The sequence below is a fragment of the Peribacillus deserti genome, assembly GCF_016909175.1.
Taxonomy (GTDB): domain Bacteria; phylum Bacillota; class Bacilli; order Bacillales; family DSM-1321; genus Paraperibacillus; species Paraperibacillus deserti.
The window spans coordinates 172,615-195,991 of record NZ_JAFBFI010000007.1 but is presented as its reverse complement, the minus strand read 5'-3'; the positions used below and the strand labels follow the sequence as shown (position 1 = coordinate 195,991).

Below are 23,377 nucleotides of genomic sequence, written 5' to 3'. Positions count from 1 at the left end.
AGTACATATGTCAGAAGAAATGAATGAAATCGAAGTAAACAACTACGAGACTGGTGACAGGGTTACAGGCACCGTAACAAAAGTGGAAGAAAAACAAGTGATTATTGATGTTAAAAACAGCAAAACGGACGGTATCTTACCGATCAGCGAATTGTCCAGCCTTCATGTAGAAAAGGCATCAGATGTTGTGAATGAAGGCGATGAGCTGGAGCTTGAAGTATTAAAGGTTGAGGAAGAGGCATTAATTCTTTCTAAGAGGAAAGTGGATGCCCTTAAAGCCTGGGATGAACTAGAGAGAAAATTCGAGGCGCAGGAAGTGTTCGAATCAGAAGTAAAAGATGTAGTGAAAGGCGGACTCGTAGTAGATCTAGGTGTGCGCGGTTTTGTTCCAGCTTCTCTTGTAGAAGATTACTTTGTGGAAGATTTCTCTGATTATAAAGGAAAATCTCTTTCTTTTAAAATCGTAGAGCTGGACAAAGAAAAAAATAGAATCATACTTTCACACCGAGCTGTAGTCCAGGACGAAAAAGGACAAAAGAAACAAGAACTATTAGAAGCCATCCATCCTGAACAAGTGCTGGAAGGAACGGTTCAAAGATTAACAGATTTCGGTGCTTTCGTAGATATTGGCGGGATTGATGGATTAGTTCATATATCTCAATTATCACATGAACATGTTGAAAAGCCTTCAGATGTGGTTAAAGAAGGCGACAAAGTTCAGGTGAAAGTATTGTCTGTGGATAGAGATAGTGAAAGAATTTCCTTATCTATTAAGGAGACTCTGCCGGGGCCATGGGAACAGGTTTCAGAGAAAGCACAGCCTGGGTCTGTGCTTGACGGAACCGTTCGACGCCTTGTATCTTATGGAGCCTTCATAGAAGTACTTCCAGGAGTAGAAGGACTTGTTCATATTTCGCAAATCTCTCATAAACATATCGGAACTCCTCATGAAGTTCTTCAAGAGGGCCAAAAAGTTCAGGTAAGAGTTCTCGATGTAAACGAAAATGACCAGCGTCTTTCATTAAGCATTAAAGATCTTCAGGAAAAAGAATATGAAGAAATAACGGACTATGATTTACCTGAGGAATCAAAAGGATTCCAGCTTGGAGAAATGATCGGCGACAAATTAAAAAATCTAGGAAAATAAAAAAATCGGCGAGCAGATATCTGCTTGCCGATTTTTTGTAACTTCTGGGAGCGGATCGTCTGCTGGAGGATCGTTATTTTGGGTTAAGCGGAATCAATGCTTGAATAACAGGTATATAGACTTGATGTAAACCAGCAGCAGTATAAAAAACACAAATAATTATCAAAATTGGCTTATTATATTATGATTTTTAATGAAAGAGTGCTTGCACGGATTATTTATTACTATATGGAGACAGAAATAGCTATTTTTGATGATTCTGGAGACGTGGGTTTTGGTTTATGCTTGAAAAATCGAAGTTTATGATTAAGTTTTAAAGGTTTATGCTTAAGAAATAAGATTCTATGCTAAAGTGTATATTTTTTCGCTGAAATATTAAGTTGTATGCTTAAGTGTAAGAAAGAATGCTGAACTATTATAACTACTGTTTAATTCCTTAAGCTTGCGCGCGGCCGCAAGCCCCTTGAAATTATGCTCAGCCACATATAACCTTTGGATAGCCACATAAATAAGAGCACCCCCTGCATCTTTTTGAATCTAACATTTATGTGCAGCCCCTTATTCACCTAAAACATATGCGGTACCCGCTGGCCCTTTTATACCACTACTAAACTGCACCAGCATACGGCAAGATATGTATCTATAGTTCCTGCATTAAACTAATACACATTGACTATGTTTATCAAGCCTCTATCCTCAGGTAAACCCCCTTCTTTTACTTATTACAGTACCCCCCGCCATCCATTTATAGATTACCAATAAATCTGCTATGATCCATCGTTTAAAATGTGGATGATTCAGACATAATGTTTTCTATGGGAGGAAATATTGCGTATGGATGGGATGTTATTTTTATGGTTTTCATGGATGGGAGTTATTTATTGTTATTTTATTTTGGAGAAATCTAACCCGTACAGGGGATTTATATTACTGTCACTATTAGCTGCCATCATTCTAAGTCCTTATAATATAAAAGTAGGTGATGCTCCGCTCAATAGTGGAGGCTTCTGCATATCCTTGCTGGCGGTATGTTCGCTGCGAGGTCTGCCGTTCGGCAGTCTGATTTCCTTTACTATAAGAGCAATGGTCTTGTCATTTGCTTATGGCAGCATTAGTCTTTTGTTTTTCCTTGATCCAGTTTGGATTATATGGGATGGGACCTGGATGCTTGGGATTTTTATCGCTTATCTTACTATTTTGTTATTTTCTAATTGGAAAAAAAGACTTTCTTCTATGATATTAGGGTTATTTTTTGGGGACATTATTCTTAATGTTTTGTTTGGTACTTTACATATGCCGCAGGATATTGTATCGGCTCCATGGCTGGATTTAACTGCTCTTGCAGGATTATTCATTCTTTTATGGTGCTGGATGGAGAAGGCAAGCAAATCTCTTCATGCCCTTTTCCTAGCCAAAAATATACCAAAGGAGAAACAGGGATATTATGAGTGATAACCACTTCATTTACCCCATTTTGTTAGGGGTAGCCGTCGGGACTGCTATTCGAATTTATATGCTTAAAACGGACTATAGGCAGTATCCGAGTTACTTGCATGGAAAAGTCATTCATCTTGCTCTCGGTTTTATAGCTGCTGGACTGGGGACGATTATAGTGCCTGCCATTATTAAGGAAGAATACACGGCTATTACCTTCCTGACACTTGCAGCATCGCAATTTCGGGATGTCCGGAATATGGAAAGAACCACTTTGCAGCAGGTGGATATGTATGAATTAGTCGGTAGGGGCAATACGTACATAGAAGGAATTGCAGTAGCATTTGAAGGAAGAAATTATCTAGTGATTTTAACGTCGTTTGTTACTACTGCAGCTTATTTATACCTTAATATATGGGCAGCCTTAATTGCAGCTATCATCTGTTTTTTTATTTGCAGAAAGCTTATGTCAGGAAACAGATTGAAGGATATAGTGGAAATAAATTATATAGAGCCGCATTTCGAAGGTGCCGGTTTATATGTGGATAATATCTATATTATGAATATCGGTCTCCCTGAAAGACAAAAGGAAGTATTGAAGTATGGAATGGGCTTTATACTGAAGCCAAAGAATTTTAATGCAAAAATCACCATCTCCAACCTGGGACAGAGACAGGCCATCCTATATGATGTATCGGTAGCGCTGGGAGTTTACAGGGATTCTGGGACACCTGCTCTGGTACCCCTTGCTAAAAGAGATTTAGAGGACGGCAGGATAGGCATTTTTGTTCTTCCCCAGACAAAAGAGATTGAAAAAGCACTAAAGGTAATCGCAAATGTGCCTATTTTAGAAAATGCAATACGAGTTCCCTCTAGAACTTTATCACAAGGAAAGCAGGAGCAGTGATCCTATGGGAATTTCGATAGATAAATCTATACTGGCGATCATTACAACTAACCAAAAAATCGTGCCTGCAGGAACCAATGTATTTCATTGTGAGTCACAGCAAGAGATGTTCGAAATAACAAAAAATCTAGAGGCAATATTAGATGGAATTGCACATGCTTTAAAGGATGATCTATTCATTATTGTGAAACATTAAAGGAAGAACATTGTTGAATTTATAAATATTTGTTAATATAACATAGTTAAGGAGATTCCTTTAGCAGATGATAGGGAAAAAGCTCCTTGAAGGCACTGGTACCTAATCCCTGTCAAATGCATCTTTGGCAGGGTCTATTTTTTAACCGGGAAAATGAATATTAAATTTTACATAAAACAAGGCAGAAGCTAAAGTATCTCATGGAATAAGAGGACTTAGCCTCCCATTTGCTTTTTAGTTTGAAAGAGTTTGTTAATGGAAAAAATTTAATAGTTATTGAAAAATATAATGAGCACTTACCTGAGTGCATTTTGAAAGGATGTTTAACATGCCAAAACCTGTAGTGGCTATTGTAGGCCGTCCTAACGTCGGTAAATCTACAATATTTAACCGCATTGTTGGTGAACGCATATCGATTGTTGAAGATGTTCCTGGAGTAACAAGGGACAGAATATACAGTTCCGGTGAGTGGCTGACGCATGAATTTAATATTATTGATACTGGCGGAATTGATATTGGAGACGAGCCCTTTTTAGAACAAATTCGTGCACAGGCAGAAATCGCGATTGATGAAGCTGATGTAATTATCTTTATGACGAATGGAAGAGAAGGAGTTACTGCAGCCGATGAAGAAGTAGCCAAAATTCTATATAAATCAAAAAAACCGGTTGTTCTTGCAGTCAATAAGGTGGACAACCCTGAAATGAGAAATCAGATTTATGATTTTTATGCTTTAGGATTCGGTGAGCCCTTTCCTATTTCCGGGTCACATGGACTTGGTCTTGGAGATCTTCTTGATGAAGTGGCTAAAAGCTTTCCTAAATTTGAAGAAAATGAATATGGTGAGGATGTTATTAAGTTTTCCTTGATTGGGAGACCAAATGTTGGAAAATCTTCTTTAGTGAATGCACTTCTAGGCGAAGAGCGGGTAATTGTTAGTGAAATAGAAGGTACAACTCGTGATGCCATCGATTCTCCCTATAAATATAATGGCCAGGAATATGTCATCATTGATACAGCCGGCATGAGAAAAAAAGGGAAAGTATATGAAACCACCGAGAAGTACAGTGTCCTTCGTGCGCTGCGTGCCATCGAAAGATCTGACGTCGTTTTGGTAGTCCTTAACGGGGAGGAAGGAATCAGAGAGCAGGATAAAAAAATTGCCGGCTACGCACATGATTCCGGCCGTGCAGTGATTATCGTCGTTAATAAATGGGATGCGGTAGAAAAAGACGAAAGAACAATGAAAGAATTCGAAGAGAATATCCGGGCTCATTTCCAGTTCTTAGAATACGCGCCAATCGTTTTCCTATCTGCGAAAACAAAGAAGCGAATTCATACAGTGATTCCGGTTATCGATAAAGTAAGTGAAAACCATTCAATGAGGGTGCAGACTAATGTATTGAACGATGTTATAACAGATGCAGTTGCTATGAACCCTACACCTACTCATAACGGAAACCGACTGAAAATTTTATATACTACTCAGGTTGCTATTAAGCCGCCGACTTTCGTGGTTTTTGTGAATGATCCGGAGCTGATGCATTTTTCCTATGAACGTTTTCTTCAAAATCGTATCAGGGATGCGTTTGGCTTTGAAGGAACACCGATAAGGATATATGGCCGTCAGAGAAAATAGGAGGGAATGAATATGGAGAAACAAAAGGTAGCCGTGATTGGCGCAGGAAGCTGGGGAACAGCACTGGCAATGGTTCTGGCTGATAATGGGCATGAAGTGCGGCTGTGGAGCCATAAGATAGAGCAGGTTGAAGAAATCAACACCAGACATACGAATGTAAAGTACCTGCCCGAAATAACTCTGCCCGTAAACATTGTTGGATATAGTTCTTTAGGAAAAGCATTGCAAGGAGCAAAAAATATTATCCTTGCTGTTCCAACAAAGGCTATACGGGAGGTTGCTACGAAAATTTCCAGCGAAACAAACCAGCCTGTCACAATTGTTCATGTCAGCAAAGGTATTGAACCTAACACCTTGCTTAGAATTTCTGAGATGATTAAAGAGGAAATTCCTGCTTCACTGCTTGAAGATGTAGTGGTGCTGTCAGGGCCGAGCCATGCTGAAGAAGTCAGCTTAAGGCATCCAACAACTGTTACCGTCTCTTCAGAAAACATTTCAGCTGCTGAGAAAATTCAAGATCTATTTATTAACCAAAACTTCCGGGTATATACAAACCCAGATGTAATTGGGGTTGAAATAGGCGGAGCCCTAAAAAATATTATTGCTCTGGCTGCCGGAATGACAGATGGCTTAGGATATGGGGATAACGCTAAGGCTGCACTTATCACAAGAGGTTTGGCGGAAATAGCAAGGCTTGGTACCAAAATGGGAGCCAATCCGCTGACCTTTTCAGGGCTTGCAGGGATCGGTGATTTGATTGTTACCTGTACGAGTGTCCATTCACGAAATTGGCGTGCCGGAAATATGCTTGGCAAAGGCCAAAAACTGGATGAAGTACTTGAAAACATGGGAATGGTCGTTGAAGGAGTCCGTACTACGAAGGCAGCATACCAGCTGGCAGAAAAATATCATGTTTCAATGCCGATTACAAACTCACTTTATAATGTCCTCTTTAATAATGTCGATGTTGAGGATGCAGTAGATGAGCTGATGAACCGTATGAAGAAGCATGAAATGGAAGATCTGGTTAATGTATTGGATGAACGGATGAACGATTAAACGATTTGTTAAGATTTATTTTATAAATTAGGCATTTGGTGGTTCGAATGCATGAATTCAAGCATACTATGCAACGAAACTAACTGGTAAAAAAACCTGGTGCTTGGGTATTTAGTCAAAAAGACAGAGGATGATAAAATCTTCTGTTTTTTTATTTATACGGATAACTGCCCTGATTTGTATGGCCCTAGTCCATGTACATCTTTAACTTCAGCCAGGATGGTATTGAATTGAGTATATCAAGTACTCAAAGACGAGAAGATCATGACTTGCTGAATTTAAATTTTGAAAGCAAGTACCTAATAAAAAAAAGATCCCCCGTACCCGGTCTTTCGATAGCTATTCCTTTGGGGATTAATGGGATAGTAGAGTAATAACAAATATTTATACGTACAGTATTGCTGGATTTATCGTGAGTGAAATTCTAATATTGGACCCAGGGCTTTAGCAGGAATCTTAAGGATGTCAGGGACAAAATGAAATGTATAAGCAGAAAGCTATTTATAAGCGGGATTTTAGAATCTAAGGGGACTTTTTAATTTTTATGAAGATTTAAGCATTTTTTGTATGAATGAAAAGACAGATAAAGATTCTCAAAAATTATTTCAGCTAATGTAATTGGAATATCTCTTATGTTATAATACTTCGGGATATTAGTAGAATCATAGAAGCAAATGTATGGATATACATAAAAGGAGAGGGAGTCATGACACCAGCTTTGCAAAAAATGTGGATTTCTTTTGCCGGTATGTTTTTCCTGGCAATTTCCATTCTTATTATTTACTTGAGCCGTTATAAATTAAAGGGTATTTTGAAAGTAATTACTGCTGTTGTTGCTTATATATTAATGATAGCGGGCGGCTTGATTGTGCTGCTGGTCGTATTCAGCGGGCCTACAAATGGGTAGCTTTACAATTCATGCCACTGGAAGCAAAATAAGACTTATTAGATTTACAGCTGTTTTTATCGTCCTTCTAAGCCTTCTGTCGGGGTGCATGTATCCGGAGGAAGAGCTGACGAAGAATCAAATACCCTATCAAGACCAAATTCAATCTGTACAAAACGCAGTAGACCAATTTCAGAAAGATAATAATGGAATTCTTCCTATAAAAACGAAAGAGGCTAATACTCCGTATTATCAAAAATACCCAATTGATTTTAAGAAAATAGTTCCTAGATATATGGCTGAACCGCCTGGAAATGCTTATGAAAGCGGCGGAGTGTTCCAATATGTCCTTATCGATGAAGAAAAAAACCCCACTGTGAAATTATTTGATGTGAGATTAGCAGACCAGGTGCAGGACGTGGTAATCCGGTTAAACATTTACCGCCAATCCCATGGATATCCTCCCTTTAAAGAAATAATAAGTCCTAATGTATATACGCTGGATCATAAAAAGATGGGGTATAAGGAGCCTCCGACTGTCATGAGTCCTTATACACAAAAAGAGCTTCATCTTGTGATCGGCAATGATGGGCAAATCTATGTGGATTATACTCCTGATCTTATTAAGGCTTTAAAGGAAAAGGGAAAAGCTTTAAGTCCAGGTACCGATATAAGAGGGATTCTTACAGAAGATTCATTATTCGTACCGGCTTATTCATTGCCGTATTCCATCGATCCAAAAACGAAAAAACCAATTTTTATAAATAATTAAGAATAACCCCTAATCTGCAAAATATATTGTAGGAGAGGGGTTTTTTTTTATGAATCATCTAAAAAAGTCTTTTTTAAATAGAAAATGATTAATGGAGGGAAGAGTTAAAAAATCTTGTCATAAATTATATGGACAACATCATAAACATATAATGTCCAGTTCCAAATTGAAATGAATCTATATATATATGTATAAGATCGGGAGGGGATCTCTTGGAAAAGATTGATATTTTTAAGGATATTGCCGAACGCACAGGAGGAGACATATATCTAGGCGTTGTAGGTGCTGTGAGGACAGGTAAATCAACGTTTATAAAAAAGTTTATGGAATTGATTGTGCTTCCTAATATTCATAATGAATCAGACAGAGCGCGGGCCCTGGACGAATTGCCTCAAAGTGCGGCTGGCAAAACGATTATGACGACCGAGCCGAAATTTGTGCCAAACCAGGCAGCAACTGTCCTTGTTGATGAAGGATTAGAAGTTAACATCCGGCTGGTGGATTGCGTCGGATATACTGTTCCAGGTGCTAAAGGCTATGAAGATGAGAATGGACCTAGAATGATTCACACTCCATGGTATGAAGAGCCGATTCCTTTTCATGAAGCAGCCGAAATTGGAACTAGAAAAGTGATTCAAGACCATTCTACACTTGGAGTCGTGGTGACTACCGATGGAACAATCGGAGAAATACCGCGTGCAGATTATGTAGAAGCCGAAGAACGAGTGGTCAATGAATTAAAAGAAGTAGGAAAGCCGTTTATTATGATTATCAACTCCGTACAGCCGCACCATCCAGAAACAGACAGGCTGCGGATCCAGCTTCAGGAAAAGTATGATATTCCTGTAATTTGCATGAGTGTTGAGAGTATGAGAGAAACAGATGTCTTGACTGTACTCCGTGAAGCATTATATGAGTTTCCTGTCCTTGAGGTGAATGTCAATCTGCCGAGCTGGGTAATGGTTCTCCGTGAAAACCACTGGCTGAGGGAAAGCTACCAGGAAGCGGTCCGGGACACTGTTAAAGATATTAAACGACTTCGTGATGTAGACCGGGTCGTTCACCATTTTAATGATTTTGAATTTATTGACCGGGCATCATTAGCCGGTATTGAGATGGGGCAGGGTATAGCGGAAATTGACTTATTTGCGCCTGATGAACTTTATGACGAAATCCTTAAAGAAATAGTAGGAGTGGAGATCAGGGGCAAAGACCATCTTCTTGAGCTGATGCAGGACTTCGCGCATGCGAAAGCAGAATATGATCAGATTTCAGACGCCCTAAAAATGGTGAAGCAGACAGGATACGGCATTGCAGCGCCATCCCTTGCAGACATGAGTCTTGACGAACCAGAAATAATCCGTCAGGGATCAAGATTTGGAGTCAGATTAAAAGCTGTAGCTCCGTCAATCCATATGATAAAGGTCGATGTGGAATCAGAATTTGCACCGATTATCGGCACAGAAAAACAAAGTGAAGAACTGGTCAGATATTTGATGCAGGATTTTGAAGATAATCCCTTATCAATCTGGAATTCCGATATCTTTGGCAGAAGCCTCAGCTCGATTGTTAGAGAAGGAATACAGGCCAAACTCTCGTTAATGCCGGAGAATGCCAGATATAAGCTAAAAGAAACATTAGAAAGAATCATAAATGAAGGCTCTGGCGGTCTTATCGCGATCATTCTATAATTACCTCATACTTTTAGCCCTGCCGATCATTTGGCAGGTTTTTTGCTTTTTAGCACATCCTTATGGGAGGGAGAAATAAATGGCGGATTTCCTTTAAACTTCAAATAAAGTATTAATATATGCTTCTAAAAAAGAAAACATTCCCATTAATTAAGGAATTCGCTTGCTAAGGGTAAGTGATTATGATAATCTACATACAGAAAACGTTATAAACGTTGCCATTTCAGCAATTCTAGGCACTTTGAAGGGTTTTGGCCCTCTAAGGTAAAGCTTTTTTGCTTATACGGTTTAGAATGTGTTTAAACAGGTAATAGACAGTTTATTACTGCCTGAAAAGCAATAATTCCTTTGGGAGGAGGTGAATGGCATGAACAAGACAGACTTAATTAATGCGGTTGCAGAAGCAAGCGAACTATCTAAGAAAGATGCTACAAGAGCAGTTGATGCTGTTTTTGATTCAATTTTAGACGCTTTGAAAAATGGCGATAAAGTACAATTAATCGGTTTTGGTAACTTCGAAGTGCGCGAACGTGCAGCTCGTAAAGGGCGCAACCCGCAAACTGGTGAAGAAATCGAAATCGCTGAAAGCAAAGTTCCTGCATTCAAACCAGGAAAAGCGCTTAAAGATGCTGTAAAGTAATACATAGCAGCCCGGGAGGCTATACTCCCTTTAGCGAGAGAGGATCACGGAAACCCCGTGATCCTTTTTGCTATTAATTTTATATTTATGATAAGATGGGATTATATTTTTTTAGCATGCAAGCATTACATACGCTTTGGGCTTACAGGAGGAGAAAGATGTCGGCAGTTAATCATGCTCAAATAGAAGAAGCTGTAAGAATGATCTTAGAAGCAATAGGTGAAGATCCTTCAAGAGAAGGTCTTATGGATACACCAAAAAGAGTAGCCAGGATGTATGAAGAAATTTTTACAGGGATTAACCAGAATCCAGGGGATTATTTCGAAACCATTTTCGGCGAAGAACACGAGGAACTGGTTCTCGTAAAAGATATACCTTTTTATTCTGTGTGTGAACATCATTTAGTGCCATTTTTTGGTCATGCTCACGTGGCTTATATCCCCAGAAACGGAAGGGTGACCGGTTTAAGCAAACTGGCCAGAGCTGTTGAAGCAGTTGCAAAAAGACCGCAGCTTCAAGAGAGAATCACATCAACAGTAGCAAATACCATCATGGAAAAGCTCCAGCCTCACGGAGTAATGGTAGTAGTAGAGGCAGAGCATATGTGCATGACAATGAGAGGGGTAAAAAAGCCCGGCTCTAAAACGGTGACCAGTGCGGTTCGGGGTATTTTTAGAGAAGATGACCGTTCACGCGCTGAAGTGCTTTCACTCATTAAAAATTAATGACAGGTCAGGTGAAGTCAATGAAGGAACAATTAAATCCAGAATTTGTAGTGATCAAGGCTGCAGAAGATGGAGTTAATGTTATTGGTTTAACAAGGGGAACGGATACCCGGTTTCACCATTCAGAAAAATTGGATGCCGGCGAAGTATTGCTGGCCCAGTTTACTGAGCACACATCTGCCATCAAAATTCGGGGGAACGCCCAAATCTTTACTCCTTACGGAGAGATCCACAGCGAAAATAAACGGGTTAAAGACTAATTTGCCCAAGTTCAAACATAAATGCTTTCCGGAAGAAAAACTAATAATCTGGCTCACCGTACGACCATTCAAAAGAGTCAGATTTTTTATTTTGGCATGAGTGTGATTTAAGAGGTTTTTCAGGAGCCAATTTTGCAGTTTTGATGCTATATTATGTTATAATAAAGCTTGTTTTCCAGGGGATTGAAGGTATTAGTTTACATAATAAATAATTTCATTTATTAATGGTACGATCAGAAGAAGAAAAAAGACGGCAATAAGGGTGATGAAATGCTTAACCTTGAAAATAACACATCAGAATTAATGAATATTATAGAAGAAGCTATTAATCATCCTTATCTGCTTGAATATATAGATAAGCCGGAAATAGACACAGTGAAACTTGAATTATTAATGGTTCTGTTCAACCAAACAAATATGACTGACAAAGAAAAAAAACAGACTATTTTAGCTGCTATGCTTGTACAAATGGCACTTGATGCTCATGAAAAAGTAACTTTATCAGTCCCGGGAGAAGACACTTCTGATTTTTTAAAGAGCAGGCAATTAACAATCCTTGCAGGTGATTATTTCAGCGGACTATATTACAGCATTCTAGCAGGGCTTGAAAAAGTAAACTTTATCACCTGTCTTGCAGCAGGAATTAAGGATGTTAACGAAAATAAAATTAAGCTGTACCAGGCTTCTTATGAAACTGCCGATGAACTGCTTGAAAGTATAAAAGCCATTGAGTCGGCATTAATCTGCAAGGCAGCAGATGCTGCAGGACAGGCTTCTTTTAAAAAACTTTTCTCAGATATACTTTTATTAAAAAGGCTTCATGAAGAAAGAAGCCATTACAGCCAGGGATCCAAAACAATAGTGCTGAATCAATTCAATGAATTTTTACATGCACATGAGCCATCCACTGATACACTTGGTTTTATAGACGGTCAAATTGCTTCCATATTTACATCTATACAAAAGTCTTCAGTAAAGCATGACGTTAAGACAAGGTTTATTTCCAGACTGGACCATATGGCAAAAAAGTTGTAGCAGCAGCGGAGGAAGGGTAGACATGCAAGAATCCAAGGAACAAAGAGTACATCACGTTTTTGAAAAAATTTATAAGAACTATGACCAGATGAATTCTGTCATCAGCTTTCAGCAGCATAAAAAATGGCGGAATACCACGATGAAACAAATGAATGTTCAGCCTGGATCAAGTGCTCTTGACCTCTGCTGCGGCACTGCGGATTGGACTATCGCTCTAGCCTGGGCTGCTGGACCTAAAGGGCGGGTAATTGGCTTGGACTTCAGTAAAAACATGCTGAAGGTTGGCCGTGAAAAAGTTCAGTCTCTTAAGCTTAACCAGGTTGAGCTGATCCATGGGAATGCGATGGAACTTCCTTTTGAAGATAACAGTTTTGATTATGTAACAATAGGCTTTGGCCTTAGAAATGTGCCGGATTATTTGAAAGTTCTTAGTGAAATGAACAGGGTGCTAAGACCAGGCGGCATGGCTGTATGCCTCGAAACCTCACAGCCGACTATGCCCGTTTTTAAACAAGCTTACTTTTTTTATTTCAAATACATGATGCCCTTATTCGGCAAGCTATTTGCCAAAAGTTACGAAGAATATTCATGGCTGCAGGAATCTGCCAGAGACTTCCCGGGCATGAAAGAGTTGGCAGAAATGTTCCGGAAGGCGGGTTTTACAGGTGTTGCTTACAAACCGCATACAGGCGGTGTGGCAGCTACTCATATAGGCTATAAGGGGAACAAAGAATAAGGAAATAAAAGCTGGGTGAAATAAATGAAACTTAAAATGATGTATTCGTACTTGAATTCAGATATTCAATTAATTGAAAAAGAATTAGAAGCAACTATTCAGGCAGACTCTCCAGTTTTAAGAGAAGCATCATTGCATTTATTAAAAGCTGGCGGAAAAAGAATACGCCCAGTGTTTGTCTTACTGGCTGCAAAGTTTGGTGATTACAATATTCATGTCATTAAGCATGCAGCAGCAGCTCTTGAATTAATACATATGGCATCCTTAGTTCATGACGATGTGATCGACGACTCAGATCTTCGGCGGGGAGTGCCGACCATTAAATCCAAATGGGATAATAAGGTCGCCATGTATACAGGCGACTACATATTTGCCCGTTCACTTGAAATTATGGGTGAAATCAATAACCCGCTGGCACACAAAATTTTAGCAAAAGCCATTGTAGAGGTATGTATCGGTGAAATTGAACAAATCAAGGATAAGTATAGATTTGATCAAAATATTAAGGATTATTTCAGAAGAATTAAACGAAAGACAGCCCTTTTAATCGCTGTGAGCTGCCAGCTTGGAGCGGTAGCAGCAGGTGTAGAGGAAGTTATTCACAAAAAACTGTTTAAATTCGGCTATTACGTGGGCATGTCTTACCAAATTATTGATGACATTCTTGATTTTACTTCGACTGAAAAGGCTCTCGGCAAACCTGCTGGCGGGGACCTGAGGCAGGGAAATATAACATTGCCCGTATTATTTGCAATGAAAGATCCAGACTTACAGCAAATAATTAACAAAGTTAATGAACAAATTTCTCAAAGCGATTTAGATGAAATCATTGAGTTAATAAAAAAATCAGGTGCTATTGAACAATCAATGGCGGTAAGTAATTTATATCTGGAAAAAGCTTTGCAGATTCTTCATGAATTACCTGCTGGTAAAACCCGCAAATCTTTAATAGATTTAGCCAAGTTCATAGGAAAAAGAAAGTTTTAATTATTTTAGGACAGTTGCGAAAATATTAAATTAATGATAATATTTTCGTGGATTGCCTAAATAAGGCATATAATCCTACGAACTGGGGGAAAAGATCATGGAGAAAACATTTTTAATGGTAAAGCCTGATGGGGTACAGCGTAATTTAATCGGGGAGATTGTAGCACGCTTTGAAAGAAAGGGCTTTCATTTAGCTGGGGCTAAATTGATGGCGGTTACAACTGAACTTGCTGAAGAACACTATGGTGAACATAAAGAACGCCCATTTTTTGGAGAGCTGGTAGATTTCATCACCTCCGGTCCGGTATTTGCGATGGTTTGGCAGGGTGAAAATGTAATCGCTACCGCGAGACATATGATGGGTGCTACAAATCCAAGAGATGCTGTAACTGGAACGATCCGCGGGGATTTTGGTGTAACCGTCGGCAAAAATGTAATTCATGGTTCAGACTCAACTGTAAGTGCAGAGCGCGAAATTGCACTATTCTTTAAAGAAAATGAACTTGTCGATTATTCTAAATTAATTAATGAATGGATCTATTAATCATTAAAAGAGACTGGCTTAGCTGGTCTTTTTTTATGCTATTTTCTAAAAGATTGTTGCTTTTAACTGGTATTGTGATTCCAAATTGGTTGATAAAGAGTTGATCTTCGCTGCAGGTGCGAGATTCTCGAAAATGCATACGCATTTCCTTCGTGCGGTGAAAATTCGAGGATGGTACTTCAATGTCCTGCGGGAGAAGCTGGATAGGTGAGACCCCACAGTCGCTTAAGCGACGAGGATGCTCACCGCCCGCCCCGCGGAAAGCGAGCATCCTTTCACTGCAATCAACAACTCAATTTGCTTGGATGATAGCAACAAAGTTTACGAAAACAGCCTTTTTTTATTACCTCTTAATAGTAAAATACAACCTAGTTTATAAATTTCCTCTCTTTACCGATATACTAGTTAAAGGTCTAAATACTCTATGGGCCTTACATTACTATCGTATATTTTAGGAGAGTATTTTTATGGAGCAGGATTATCTTGAATTTGTTGTGAACGTAAAAAAACTAACAGGTATAGACCTTTCCTTGTATAAAGAAGCTCAGATGAAGAGAAGGCTGATGTCTCTTTACGAAAAAAGGGGCTTTTTATCATTTTCCGATTTTTACAAAGGAATACACACTAACAAAGAATTGAGGATGGAGTTTCTCGACAGAATCACCATCAATGTATCAGAGTTTTATAGAAACGCCAAGAGGTGGGAAGTTCTTGAAACAAAAATACTTCCCGAGCTAATAAAAAAGTCGTCTACATTAAGAATTTGGAGTGCTGCCTGCTCTACAGGGGAAGAGCCCTATACGATTGCAATGATCATGTCAAATCTTGTTCCGTTATCGCGCATACAAATACTGGCCACAGATATTGACGAAAATGTAATCGCTAGAGCAAAGCTGGGCATTTATCCGGAAAGGTCCCTAAATGAGGTGCCGGAGGGTGTAAAAAGAAAATTTTTCACAAAGGACGGAGATTATTATTCTGTTTCCGAGGAGATAAAAAATACCGTTCAGTTCCAAGTACAGAATTTGCTGTCCGATCCATTCGCTTCAAACTATGACCTCATTATCTGCCGGAATGTTTTAATTTATTTCACCGAGGAGGCTAAACAAATCCTTTACTTCAAATTCAGCCAATCATTGAGGAGCGGCGGTATTTTCTTTGTGGGAAGCACCGAACAGATCTTTACGCCATCCACCTTTGGATTCGAAACCGTAGACACATTTTTTTATCAGAAAAAGTAATTTATTGGGTTGTGCATAGAAGCACAGCCTTTTTAATTAAATTTAACTTCCATTTTAGTAAAGGTTATACTGTTAATGACTAAATACGCATGTTATACTTAATTTAACGCTTTTAAGCGTTAAAGAGTTTTAAATTAAATGGAATACATATAAATAAAACTTGGCCAGTTAATGGAGGCGGATAGAATGAGATATTTAACTGCAGGAGAATCCCATGGACCACAATTAACCACTATTATTGAAGGCCTGCCAGCCGGTATGTCCTTACTTGAAGAAGATATCAATACAGATTTGGCTAGAAGGCAGAAGGGGCACGGAAGAGGAAGAAGAATGCAGATTGAGAAGGATATGGCTTTCATAGCAAGCGGTGTTCGCCACGGTCTTACGCTTGGTTCGCCTGTTGCCTTAGTGGTTGAAAACAATGATTGGAAACATTGGACAAAAATAATGGGCAGTGAGCCTATTTCTGCGGAAGAAACAGATGACGTGAAGCGTAAAATCACACGCCCGCGCCCAGGGCATGCTGATTTAAATGGGGGCATCAAATATGGACACCGGGATTTAAGAAATGTCCTAGAACGCTCATCTGCTAGAGAGACAACTGTAAGGGTAGCAGCGGGTGCGGTTGCAAAGAAATTATTAGCCCTGCTTGGAGTTCAAATTGCTTCTCATGTCATAGAAATAGGGGGCATTCAGGCAGAGAGGCAAACGTTATCCATTACTGAAGTGAAAGATAAATCAGAAGCTTCTCCTGTAAGATGCCTGGATGAAAATGCTGAAAAGAAGATGATGGATGCCATAGACTCGGCAAAAGCAAACGGAGATTCCATTGGAGGAATAGTGGAAGTGATTGTTGAAGGAATGCCGGCTGGAGTCGGCAGCTATGTCCACTATGACCGGAAGCTTGATGCCAAAATTGCAGCAGCCATTGTAAGTATTAATGCTTTTAAAGGTGTAGAGTTTGGCATAGGCTTTGAAGCGGCACACAGGCCGGGGAGTGAAGTACACGACGAAATAGCCTGGGATAAGGACCGGGGTTATTATAGAAAGTCTAATAATCTTGGAGGGTTTGAAGGAGGAATGACGACTGGCATGCCAATCATTGTAAGAGGCGTAATGAAGCCGATTCCTACCTTATACAAACCATTGCAGAGTGTAGATATCGAATCGAAGGAACCATTTTCTGCAAGCATAGAAAGATCTGACAGCTGTGCAGTCCCAGCTGCTGCAGTAGTAGCAGAGGCTGCAGTAGCCTGGGAAATAGCTTCCGCTCTCCTTGATCAATTCACTTCTGACCGCATGGATGCCCTTATACAGGCGATTGAAAGCCAAAGGGCATACGCGAAGGATTTTTAATATGGATGTCCTTCATATTGAGACTTCAAATAAAACCTACCCTGTTTATGTAGGGCAGAATGCAATAGCTTTATTACCTGATTTCTTGAAAGAAAACAATGCTTTCGGAAGCAGCATTCTTATCATTACAGATGAATCTGTCGGCCATCTGTATCTTCAAACGCTAAAAGATACTCTTTCTGATATTGAAAAAGAAGTATATGTGTCAATTGTTCCAAGCGGAGAAAAAGCAAAAACCTTTGATGTGTACTATAGCTGCCTAACACGGGCGCTTGAATTTAATCTAAACAGAAAATCTTTAATACTGGCTCTGGGCGGAGGAGCCGTTGGAGATCTGGCAGGATTCGTTGCTGCAACCTATATGAGGGGAATCCCTTTTATTCAAATCCCCACTACGATACTGGCACATGACAGTGCTGTAGGTGGAAAGGTTGCCATTAATCATGAGGCTGGAAAAAATATGATTGGGGCCTTTCATCAGCCAGAAGCTGTATTTTATGACTTGAATTTTTTAGCTACTCTTCCATTACATGAGGTAAGATCAGGTTTTGCCGAGATTATTAAGGAAGCACTTATCGAAGATCCTGATTTTTATTCCTGGCTTACGACTAATATCCATTCTATGGATCTAATAGACATGGATCAGCTTGCGTTTGCTATAAAAAAGGGGATTGCTGTAAAGGGCGGCATTGTAAAGCAGGATGAAATGGAAAATGGTGTCCGGGCCTATTTGAATTTCGGACACACATTGGGCCATGCAATAGAAAACAGCGTGGGCTACGGCTCTATTACTCATGGAGAAGGCGTTATGATCGGTATGGTCTTTGCACTTAAGCTATCCATAAAATATGCAGGGCTAAACTTTGATCTCACATCCTTTATAAACTGGGTCACTTCTTTAGGATATAAAACAAAGATCCCATCAAGCTTGAAGGCAGAACAGCTAATTTATGCAATGAAGAAAGACAAGAAAACAACAGGCCGAGAAATTACGTTTGTCCTTCTGGCTGAAGAGGGGAAACCTATTACAAAAACTATGGCTGATGATGAAATTATTACAGAGATTGAATTGATGTTTGAGAATAAGAGCTAAAGTGAGGGGGAGAAACATGATCCGTGGAATCAGAGGGGCAATTACAGTAGATAGAAATGAAGAACAGCTGATAATACAGGCAACTGAAAGACTGCTCGAAACTCTTATTAACGAAAATAGCATTGAACCAGATCATGTTGCATCTGTTTTTATTTCTGTTACAGAAGATATAGATGCCGCTTTTCCGGCAAAGGGCCTCAGAACTTTTGATGGGTGGACATATGTCCCTGTTATGTGTATGAGAGAGATTCCTGTGCCTGGTGCATTAAGCCTGTGCATAAGAATCATGCTGCATGTAAATACAAATATCGAGCAGAAGAATATCCAGCATGTCTACCTCGAGCAGGCTGAAGTTCTAAGGCCGGACCTTATCACTAAAGAAGTGTCTCAATGAGTTTTACCTATTATCGCCTAAGAGAATTATATTTTAATAATGCGGAGTGGTTAAGATGAAATGGAAAGAAGCAATCCTAAATTTGAAGCCTTATCAGCCTGGAAGGTCGATAGATGAGGTAAAACGAGCTTATGGATTAAAGGAGATTACAAAACTTGCATCCAATGAAAATCCCTTTGGATGTTCCGAACAGGCTAAAGAAGTTATGAAAAATTATGAGTCATCATTGGCTTTATATCCCGATGGAAATGCCACAGTTCTGAGGAGTGCCGTTTCCAAGCACTTAGGTATACAGGAAAATAACTTAATATTCGGAAATGGCTCTGATGAGATTATTCAAGTTATTGCCCGCAGTCTTTTATACCCTGGTGTGAATACGGTGATGGCCTCTCCAACATTTCCACAGTATAAGCATAATGCTGTAATTGAGGGAGCGGAAGTCAGAGAAGTGCCCCTGGCTGATGGAGAACATGATCTTGATGGAATGCTTGCGGCCATTGATGAAAATACCTCGGTAGTATGGGTTTGTTCGCCCAACAATCCAACAGGCCGTTATATAGCCCGGGATGCTTTAGTGGATTTTCTTCGGCAGGTGCCCCAACAAGTGCTTGTTGTGATGGATGAGGCCTATTTTGAATATGTCCATGCAGACGATTATCCAGACACAATAAAGTTGTTAGAGCAATTTCAAAATCTGATCGTTCTGCGTACTTTTTCCAAAATATATGGGTTAGCCAGCTATAGAGTGGGCTATGGAGCTGCCCATTCAGATCTTATTAGCAGGCTTGATCCTGCGAGGGAGCCGTTTAACACGAATACCATCGGCCAGTTAGCTGCTGCAGCTGCCTTAGCAGATCAGGAATTTATTGCTTATTGCCATGAAATGAATAAAAAGGGTCTGGCTCAGTTTTACGATTTTTGTGAGAGAGAAGGTCTGAAATTTTATCCTTCACAGGGTAACTTTGTCCTAATAGATGTTAAATGCCAGGGAGATGAAGCATTTCAGTTTCTCATGGAAAAAGGATTTATTGTCCGTTCAGGTAATGCGCTCGGCTTTCCAACGAGCATTCGAATCACGATCGGGTGTCCGGAACAGAACCTGGGCGTCATCGAGCAGTTAACAGTTTTCTTAAATAGAAAAAAATGATTCTATTACAGGATTTCATCACCCATTATGGAGGGATTATATGAAGGGAAATGTGTTTGTCATAGGGCTGGGTCTTATAGGCGGATCTGTTTCCCTGGCCATCCGAAATACACATCATGAAACGATCATTACAGGCTATGATGTTGATAGTAAAAATCTTCGTCTCGCAAAAGTACTGGGTTTAATAGATAACGAGGCTGAAACTATAAAAGAGGGTGCAGAAGCGGCGGACCTTATCATCATTGGCACACCTGTCGTTCAGGCAGAATCTATCATAAGTGAATTATCACAGCTGGAATTAAAACAAGATGTGCTCATTACAGATGTTGGAAGTACAAAAAAGGGTATAACCAGCATGGCAGGATGTCTGGTAGAAAAGGGATATACCTTTATTGGCGGACATCCTATGGCAGGGTCTCATAAAAGCGGTGCAATAGCTGCGAAACCTCATCTTTTTGAAAATGCTTTTTATCTTCTAACTCCCTATGCAGGGACTCAGACAGATAAAGTGGAGACTTTGAAAAACTGGCTGCGGGGTACAAAAGCAAACTTTCTTGTTGTGACTCCTGAATTACATGACCATTTAACAGGAGTAATCAGTCACTTTCCGCATATAATAGCCTCTGGGCTCGTTCATCAGGCCAGGAATTGCCATTCGGAAGATCAGCTTGTTACCAGGCTTGCTGCAGGAGGATTTCGAGATATTACGAGAATTGCTTCAAGCAGTCCGGAAATGTGGCGTGACATTTTATTGCACAACAAAGATGTCATCCTTGAACTCATGAAAGAATGGATAGCTGAAATGGAGCGTGTTAAGCACATTGTCCAGGAAGAGGATGCGGACGAGATTTTTGCTTATTTTGACATAGCAAAAAGGTTCAGGGATGAATTGCCAGTCCGTTCGCAGGGTGCAATACCCGCTTTTTATGATCTATATATTGATGTACCGGATTATCCTGGTGTGATATCAGAAATTACTGGTTATTTAGCTCAGGTAAATATAAGTATAACGAATATAAGAATTCTCGAAACTCGGGAAGAGATTTATGCAGCGCTTGTAGTGAGCTTTCAGACGGAAGGCGACCGAAAGCTTGCCATGGAATGCATTCGAAAACATACAGATTATGAAACGTTTTTAACTTAATAACTTGGGAGATGCAGAAGATGAAAAACATGGATAAACGTGCCTTGCATTTAACGGGTGCTGCTCTAAAAGGTGAAATCGATATTCCAGGAGATAAATCCATTTCACATCGAGCGGTTATGTTCGGAGCGGTGGCAGAAGGTAAAACAACAATTAAGAATTTTTTGCCTGGAGCCGACTGCCTGAGTACGATTGCCTGTTTCAGCAGGTTAGGCGTCAAGATTGAACAAGAAGGCAGTAACGTAATGGTACATGGGAAGGGGTTTGGAGGGCTGAAAGAGCCTTCAGAACTGTTGGATACAGGGAATTCTGGCACAACAACCAGATTAATGCTTGGAATTCTGGCCGGACTTCCATTTCATTCTGTGATAGCAGGTGATGACTCGATTGCAAAGCGGCCTATGAGCAGGGTGGTTAAACCTCTTGCGGAAATGGGCGCGGATATTGACGGCCGGCATCAAGGCGAGTATACACCTCTGGCAGTCAGAGGCGGGAAAATGGAAGGTATCCGCTATAGTCTGCCCGTTGCCTCTGCCCAGGTTAAGTCTGCAATCCTTCTCGCAGGGCTGCAGGCTGAAGGGGAAACAATGGTACTTGAACCGGTGAAAACAAGAGACCATACTGAAAATATGATCAAGCAATTCGGCGGCACAGTCGAGGTTGATGGAAATTGTGTAAAACTGCAGGGACCGCAAAGCTTACATGCTGCTGACATAATGGTTCCTGGAGACATTTCCTCGGCTGCATTTTTCCTGGCTGCCGGTGCCATTGCGAAGAACAGCTCTATCATTCTTAAAAATGTGGGCCTAAACCCGACGAGGACTGGAATAATTGAAGTTCTGCAGCAAATGGGGGCAAATATAGAAATCATACCGAATCAGGCAGAATCATTCGAGCCTGCCGGGGATATTATCATATCTTCCTCAAATCTAAAAGGCATTGAAATTGGCGGCGACCTGATTCCCCGTCTAATTGATGAAATTCCAATTATTGCGCTGCTCGCAACCCAGGCTCAGGGTAGAACGATTATTAAAGATGCAGCCGAACTAAAAGTGAAAGAAACAAACCGGATTAATACAGTCGCTGATGAACTAACAAAACTAGGTGCAAATATTGTCCCGACTGATGATGGAATGATAATTGAGGGGAGAACAGGTTTGCATGGTGCTGCTGTACAAAGTTATGGAGATCATAGAATCGGTATGATGCTGGCGGTAGCCTCATTAATTGCGGACGGAGAAATCCTCCTTTCAAATGCTGATGCGGTGGAGGTTTCATATCCTCAGTTTTTTGATCATTTATATTCTCTAGCACAAGCTTAATGAAAGGAATGCTGTGTTCAACCGGGTCTGGCCTGCTTCATACAAGGGTCGGACTTTTTTTTTGTAAAAACTAACATAATCCCCGGTTATGCGCATAGCTTGTCATAAGACCAATTAGGAGGTGGGTTTTATGGCATTTGTTATGAAAAACGTGACTCTTTTTCAAAATAATACGTTCGAGCAGAAGGAATTAGCAATCAAGAATAACCGGATTTATACAACCCATTGTCCTGTAAACAGGTTGAGCTTTATGAAAATGGATTTAGGCTCTTTTATAATGACACCTTCTTTTATTAGTCTTCATCTAGATTTTCCTGAAAAACCTGACTTGAACTACTATATTAATGAATGTATCTTAAAAGGCGCCCTCACTATATTAACCGCGCCTTTTGTCAGGTATGAACATGAACTGGATCAAGCATTCCGTATTAGAAGAAAAGAATTATCTTCATCACCTCTTTCTTACATTATGGCTGTCAGAATTCCACTGAAATTGTTAACCCCTTCCTTTATGCTGCTTTGTAAAAGGCGGAAAATACCTGCTGTCTTTGTGGATTTCTCTGAAACTGACAATCTAGAAAATATAGCATGGGAATGGATCCGGCAAGCGGGTTTTCCCTACAGCCCTGTCCTCATTCCAGTCTGTGAACAAGAGCATGTATGCAGAAAATGGACCGAGATTCTTGAGATTAAAAAAATAAAACATCTAAGTCAATGCCCTGAAGCAGGAAAACCGCTCCAAGACGAAGTTCTAAAAAAAATTGGAATTTATCCTCATAGAGGATATTTGCATACCGGCGGAGAATTAAGCTATAACCTTTTTCTAAAAAGCAGCATGGAGGAATTCCAGGATGGTATTTTTCCCGGAGGGTATGATAGACTAGTTGTTACAGTTTTAGATGGAAAAATAATTCGAGCTGGCAGCCGTATAGACCTCGAAGGGGTCTCTGGAAAAGAAATAACAGTTAAAGTTCCGGGATTTTTTATCCCTTCTTAGCTGCGGCTGTACTTTGACTGTGAGG

At 40.0% G+C, this 23,377-nt stretch carries 24 protein-coding genes; all 24 read left to right on the top strand.

Annotation, left to right across the window (positions count from 1 at the left end):
- Positions 1-7 precede the first annotated feature (7 nt).
- The 24 genes from rpsA to JOC77_RS09885 all read left to right on the top strand — a co-directional run bounded on the left by rpsA (position 8) and on the right by JOC77_RS09885 (position 23,352).
- A complete protein-coding gene (rpsA, locus tag JOC77_RS10000; protein ID WP_204542556.1) occupies positions 8-1,147 on the top strand; it encodes a 30S ribosomal protein S1 in 1,140 nt (379 codons plus the stop codon).
- A gap of 834 nt (positions 1,148-1,981) precedes the next feature.
- A complete protein-coding gene (locus tag JOC77_RS09995) occupies positions 1,982-2,599 on the top strand; it encodes a YphA family membrane protein (protein WP_204542548.1) in 618 nt (205 codons plus the stop codon).
- Positions 2,592-3,488, top strand: coding sequence for a YIEGIA family protein (locus JOC77_RS09990; RefSeq protein WP_204542545.1), 897 nt, complete (start codon positions 2,592-2,594; stop codon positions 3,486-3,488). The genes JOC77_RS09995 and JOC77_RS09990 overlap by 8 nt, the downstream gene beginning before the upstream one ends.
- Positions 3,489-3,492: 4 nt before the next feature.
- Entirely contained in the window at positions 3,493-3,684 is a 192-nt protein-coding gene (locus tag JOC77_RS09985; protein ID WP_239558697.1) for a capping complex subunit for YIEGIA, read from the top strand.
- A 328-nt stretch (positions 3,685-4,012) separates the two neighbouring features.
- The gene (gene der / locus JOC77_RS09980; protein WP_204542542.1) at positions 4,013-5,323 is read left to right on the top strand and encodes a ribosome biogenesis GTPase Der; all 1,311 of its coding nucleotides are present in this window, start codon (positions 4,013-4,015) and stop codon (positions 5,321-5,323) included.
- A gap of 12 nt (positions 5,324-5,335) precedes the next feature.
- Positions 5,336-6,382, top strand: a complete 1,047-nt coding sequence (locus JOC77_RS09975) for an NAD(P)H-dependent glycerol-3-phosphate dehydrogenase (protein ID WP_377337610.1) — start codon at positions 5,336-5,338, stop codon at positions 6,380-6,382.
- A 706-nt stretch (positions 6,383-7,088) separates the two neighbouring features.
- Positions 7,089-7,289: a DUF2768 domain-containing protein gene (locus JOC77_RS09970; RefSeq protein ID WP_204542538.1), complete on the top strand. Its 201-nt coding sequence runs from the start codon at positions 7,089-7,091 to the stop codon at positions 7,287-7,289.
- Entirely contained in the window at positions 7,282-8,040 is a 759-nt protein-coding gene (locus tag JOC77_RS09965; protein ID WP_239558696.1) for a hypothetical protein, read from the top strand. The genes JOC77_RS09970 and JOC77_RS09965 overlap by 8 nt, the downstream gene beginning before the upstream one ends.
- Positions 8,041-8,252: 212 nt before the next feature.
- Positions 8,253-9,731 (top strand): stage IV sporulation protein A, encoded by a 1,479-nt coding sequence (gene spoIVA, locus JOC77_RS09960; RefSeq protein ID WP_204542536.1) that lies wholly within the window; start codon positions 8,253-8,255, stop codon positions 9,729-9,731.
- A 367-nt stretch (positions 9,732-10,098) separates the two neighbouring features.
- Positions 10,099-10,371: an HU family DNA-binding protein gene (locus JOC77_RS09955; RefSeq protein ID WP_204542528.1), complete on the top strand. Its 273-nt coding sequence runs from the start codon at positions 10,099-10,101 to the stop codon at positions 10,369-10,371.
- A gap of 158 nt (positions 10,372-10,529) precedes the next feature.
- Complete coding sequence (gene folE, locus JOC77_RS09950; RefSeq protein WP_204542526.1) at positions 10,530-11,096, top strand: GTP cyclohydrolase I FolE; 567 nt, start codon at positions 10,530-10,532, stop codon at positions 11,094-11,096.
- Between the two features lie 20 nt (positions 11,097-11,116).
- A complete protein-coding gene (gene mtrB, locus JOC77_RS09945; protein ID WP_204542524.1) occupies positions 11,117-11,356 on the top strand; it encodes a trp RNA-binding attenuation protein MtrB in 240 nt (79 codons plus the stop codon).
- A 270-nt stretch (positions 11,357-11,626) separates the two neighbouring features.
- A complete protein-coding gene (locus JOC77_RS09940) occupies positions 11,627-12,391 on the top strand; it encodes a heptaprenyl diphosphate synthase component 1 (RefSeq protein ID WP_204542522.1) in 765 nt (254 codons plus the stop codon).
- A 22-nt stretch (positions 12,392-12,413) separates the two neighbouring features.
- Entirely contained in the window at positions 12,414-13,127 is a 714-nt protein-coding gene (locus tag JOC77_RS09935; protein WP_204542520.1) for a demethylmenaquinone methyltransferase, read from the top strand.
- A gap of 24 nt (positions 13,128-13,151) precedes the next feature.
- The gene (hepT, locus tag JOC77_RS09930; protein ID WP_204542518.1) at positions 13,152-14,114 is read left to right on the top strand and encodes a heptaprenyl diphosphate synthase component II; all 963 of its coding nucleotides are present in this window, start codon (positions 13,152-13,154) and stop codon (positions 14,112-14,114) included.
- A 97-nt stretch (positions 14,115-14,211) separates the two neighbouring features.
- Positions 14,212-14,658 (top strand): nucleoside-diphosphate kinase, encoded by a 447-nt coding sequence (gene ndk, locus JOC77_RS09925; protein WP_204542516.1) that lies wholly within the window; start codon positions 14,212-14,214, stop codon positions 14,656-14,658.
- A gap of 467 nt (positions 14,659-15,125) precedes the next feature.
- Positions 15,126-15,899 carry a CheR family methyltransferase gene (locus tag JOC77_RS09920; RefSeq protein WP_204542513.1) on the top strand — a complete coding sequence of 258 codons (774 nt, stop codon included), beginning with the start codon at positions 15,126-15,128 and terminating at the stop codon, positions 15,897-15,899.
- A 186-nt stretch (positions 15,900-16,085) separates the two neighbouring features.
- On the top strand, positions 16,086-17,255 hold the full coding sequence (gene aroC / locus JOC77_RS09915) for a chorismate synthase (RefSeq protein WP_204542511.1): 1,170 nt from the start codon (positions 16,086-16,088) through the stop codon (positions 17,253-17,255).
- A gap of 1 nt (position 17,256) precedes the next feature.
- On the top strand, positions 17,257-18,348 hold the full coding sequence (gene aroB, locus JOC77_RS09910) for a 3-dehydroquinate synthase (RefSeq protein WP_204542505.1): 1,092 nt from the start codon (positions 17,257-17,259) through the stop codon (positions 18,346-18,348).
- Positions 18,349-18,364: 16 nt separating this feature from the next.
- Positions 18,365-18,742, top strand: coding sequence for a chorismate mutase (aroH, locus tag JOC77_RS09905; RefSeq protein ID WP_204542503.1), 378 nt, complete (start codon positions 18,365-18,367; stop codon positions 18,740-18,742).
- A gap of 55 nt (positions 18,743-18,797) precedes the next feature.
- Positions 18,798-19,889, top strand: a complete 1,092-nt coding sequence (hisC, locus tag JOC77_RS09900; RefSeq protein ID WP_204542501.1) for a histidinol-phosphate transaminase — start codon at positions 18,798-18,800, stop codon at positions 19,887-19,889.
- A 40-nt stretch (positions 19,890-19,929) separates the two neighbouring features.
- A complete protein-coding gene (locus JOC77_RS09895; RefSeq protein ID WP_204542499.1) occupies positions 19,930-21,033 on the top strand; it encodes a prephenate dehydrogenase in 1,104 nt (367 codons plus the stop codon).
- A 29-nt stretch (positions 21,034-21,062) separates the two neighbouring features.
- Positions 21,063-22,355 (top strand): 3-phosphoshikimate 1-carboxyvinyltransferase, encoded by a 1,293-nt coding sequence (gene aroA / locus JOC77_RS09890; protein ID WP_204542642.1) that lies wholly within the window; start codon positions 21,063-21,065, stop codon positions 22,353-22,355.
- A 130-nt stretch (positions 22,356-22,485) separates the two neighbouring features.
- Complete coding sequence (locus JOC77_RS09885) at positions 22,486-23,352, top strand: hypothetical protein (protein ID WP_204542497.1); 867 nt, start codon at positions 22,486-22,488, stop codon at positions 23,350-23,352.
- Positions 23,353-23,377: the final 25 nt, after the last annotated feature.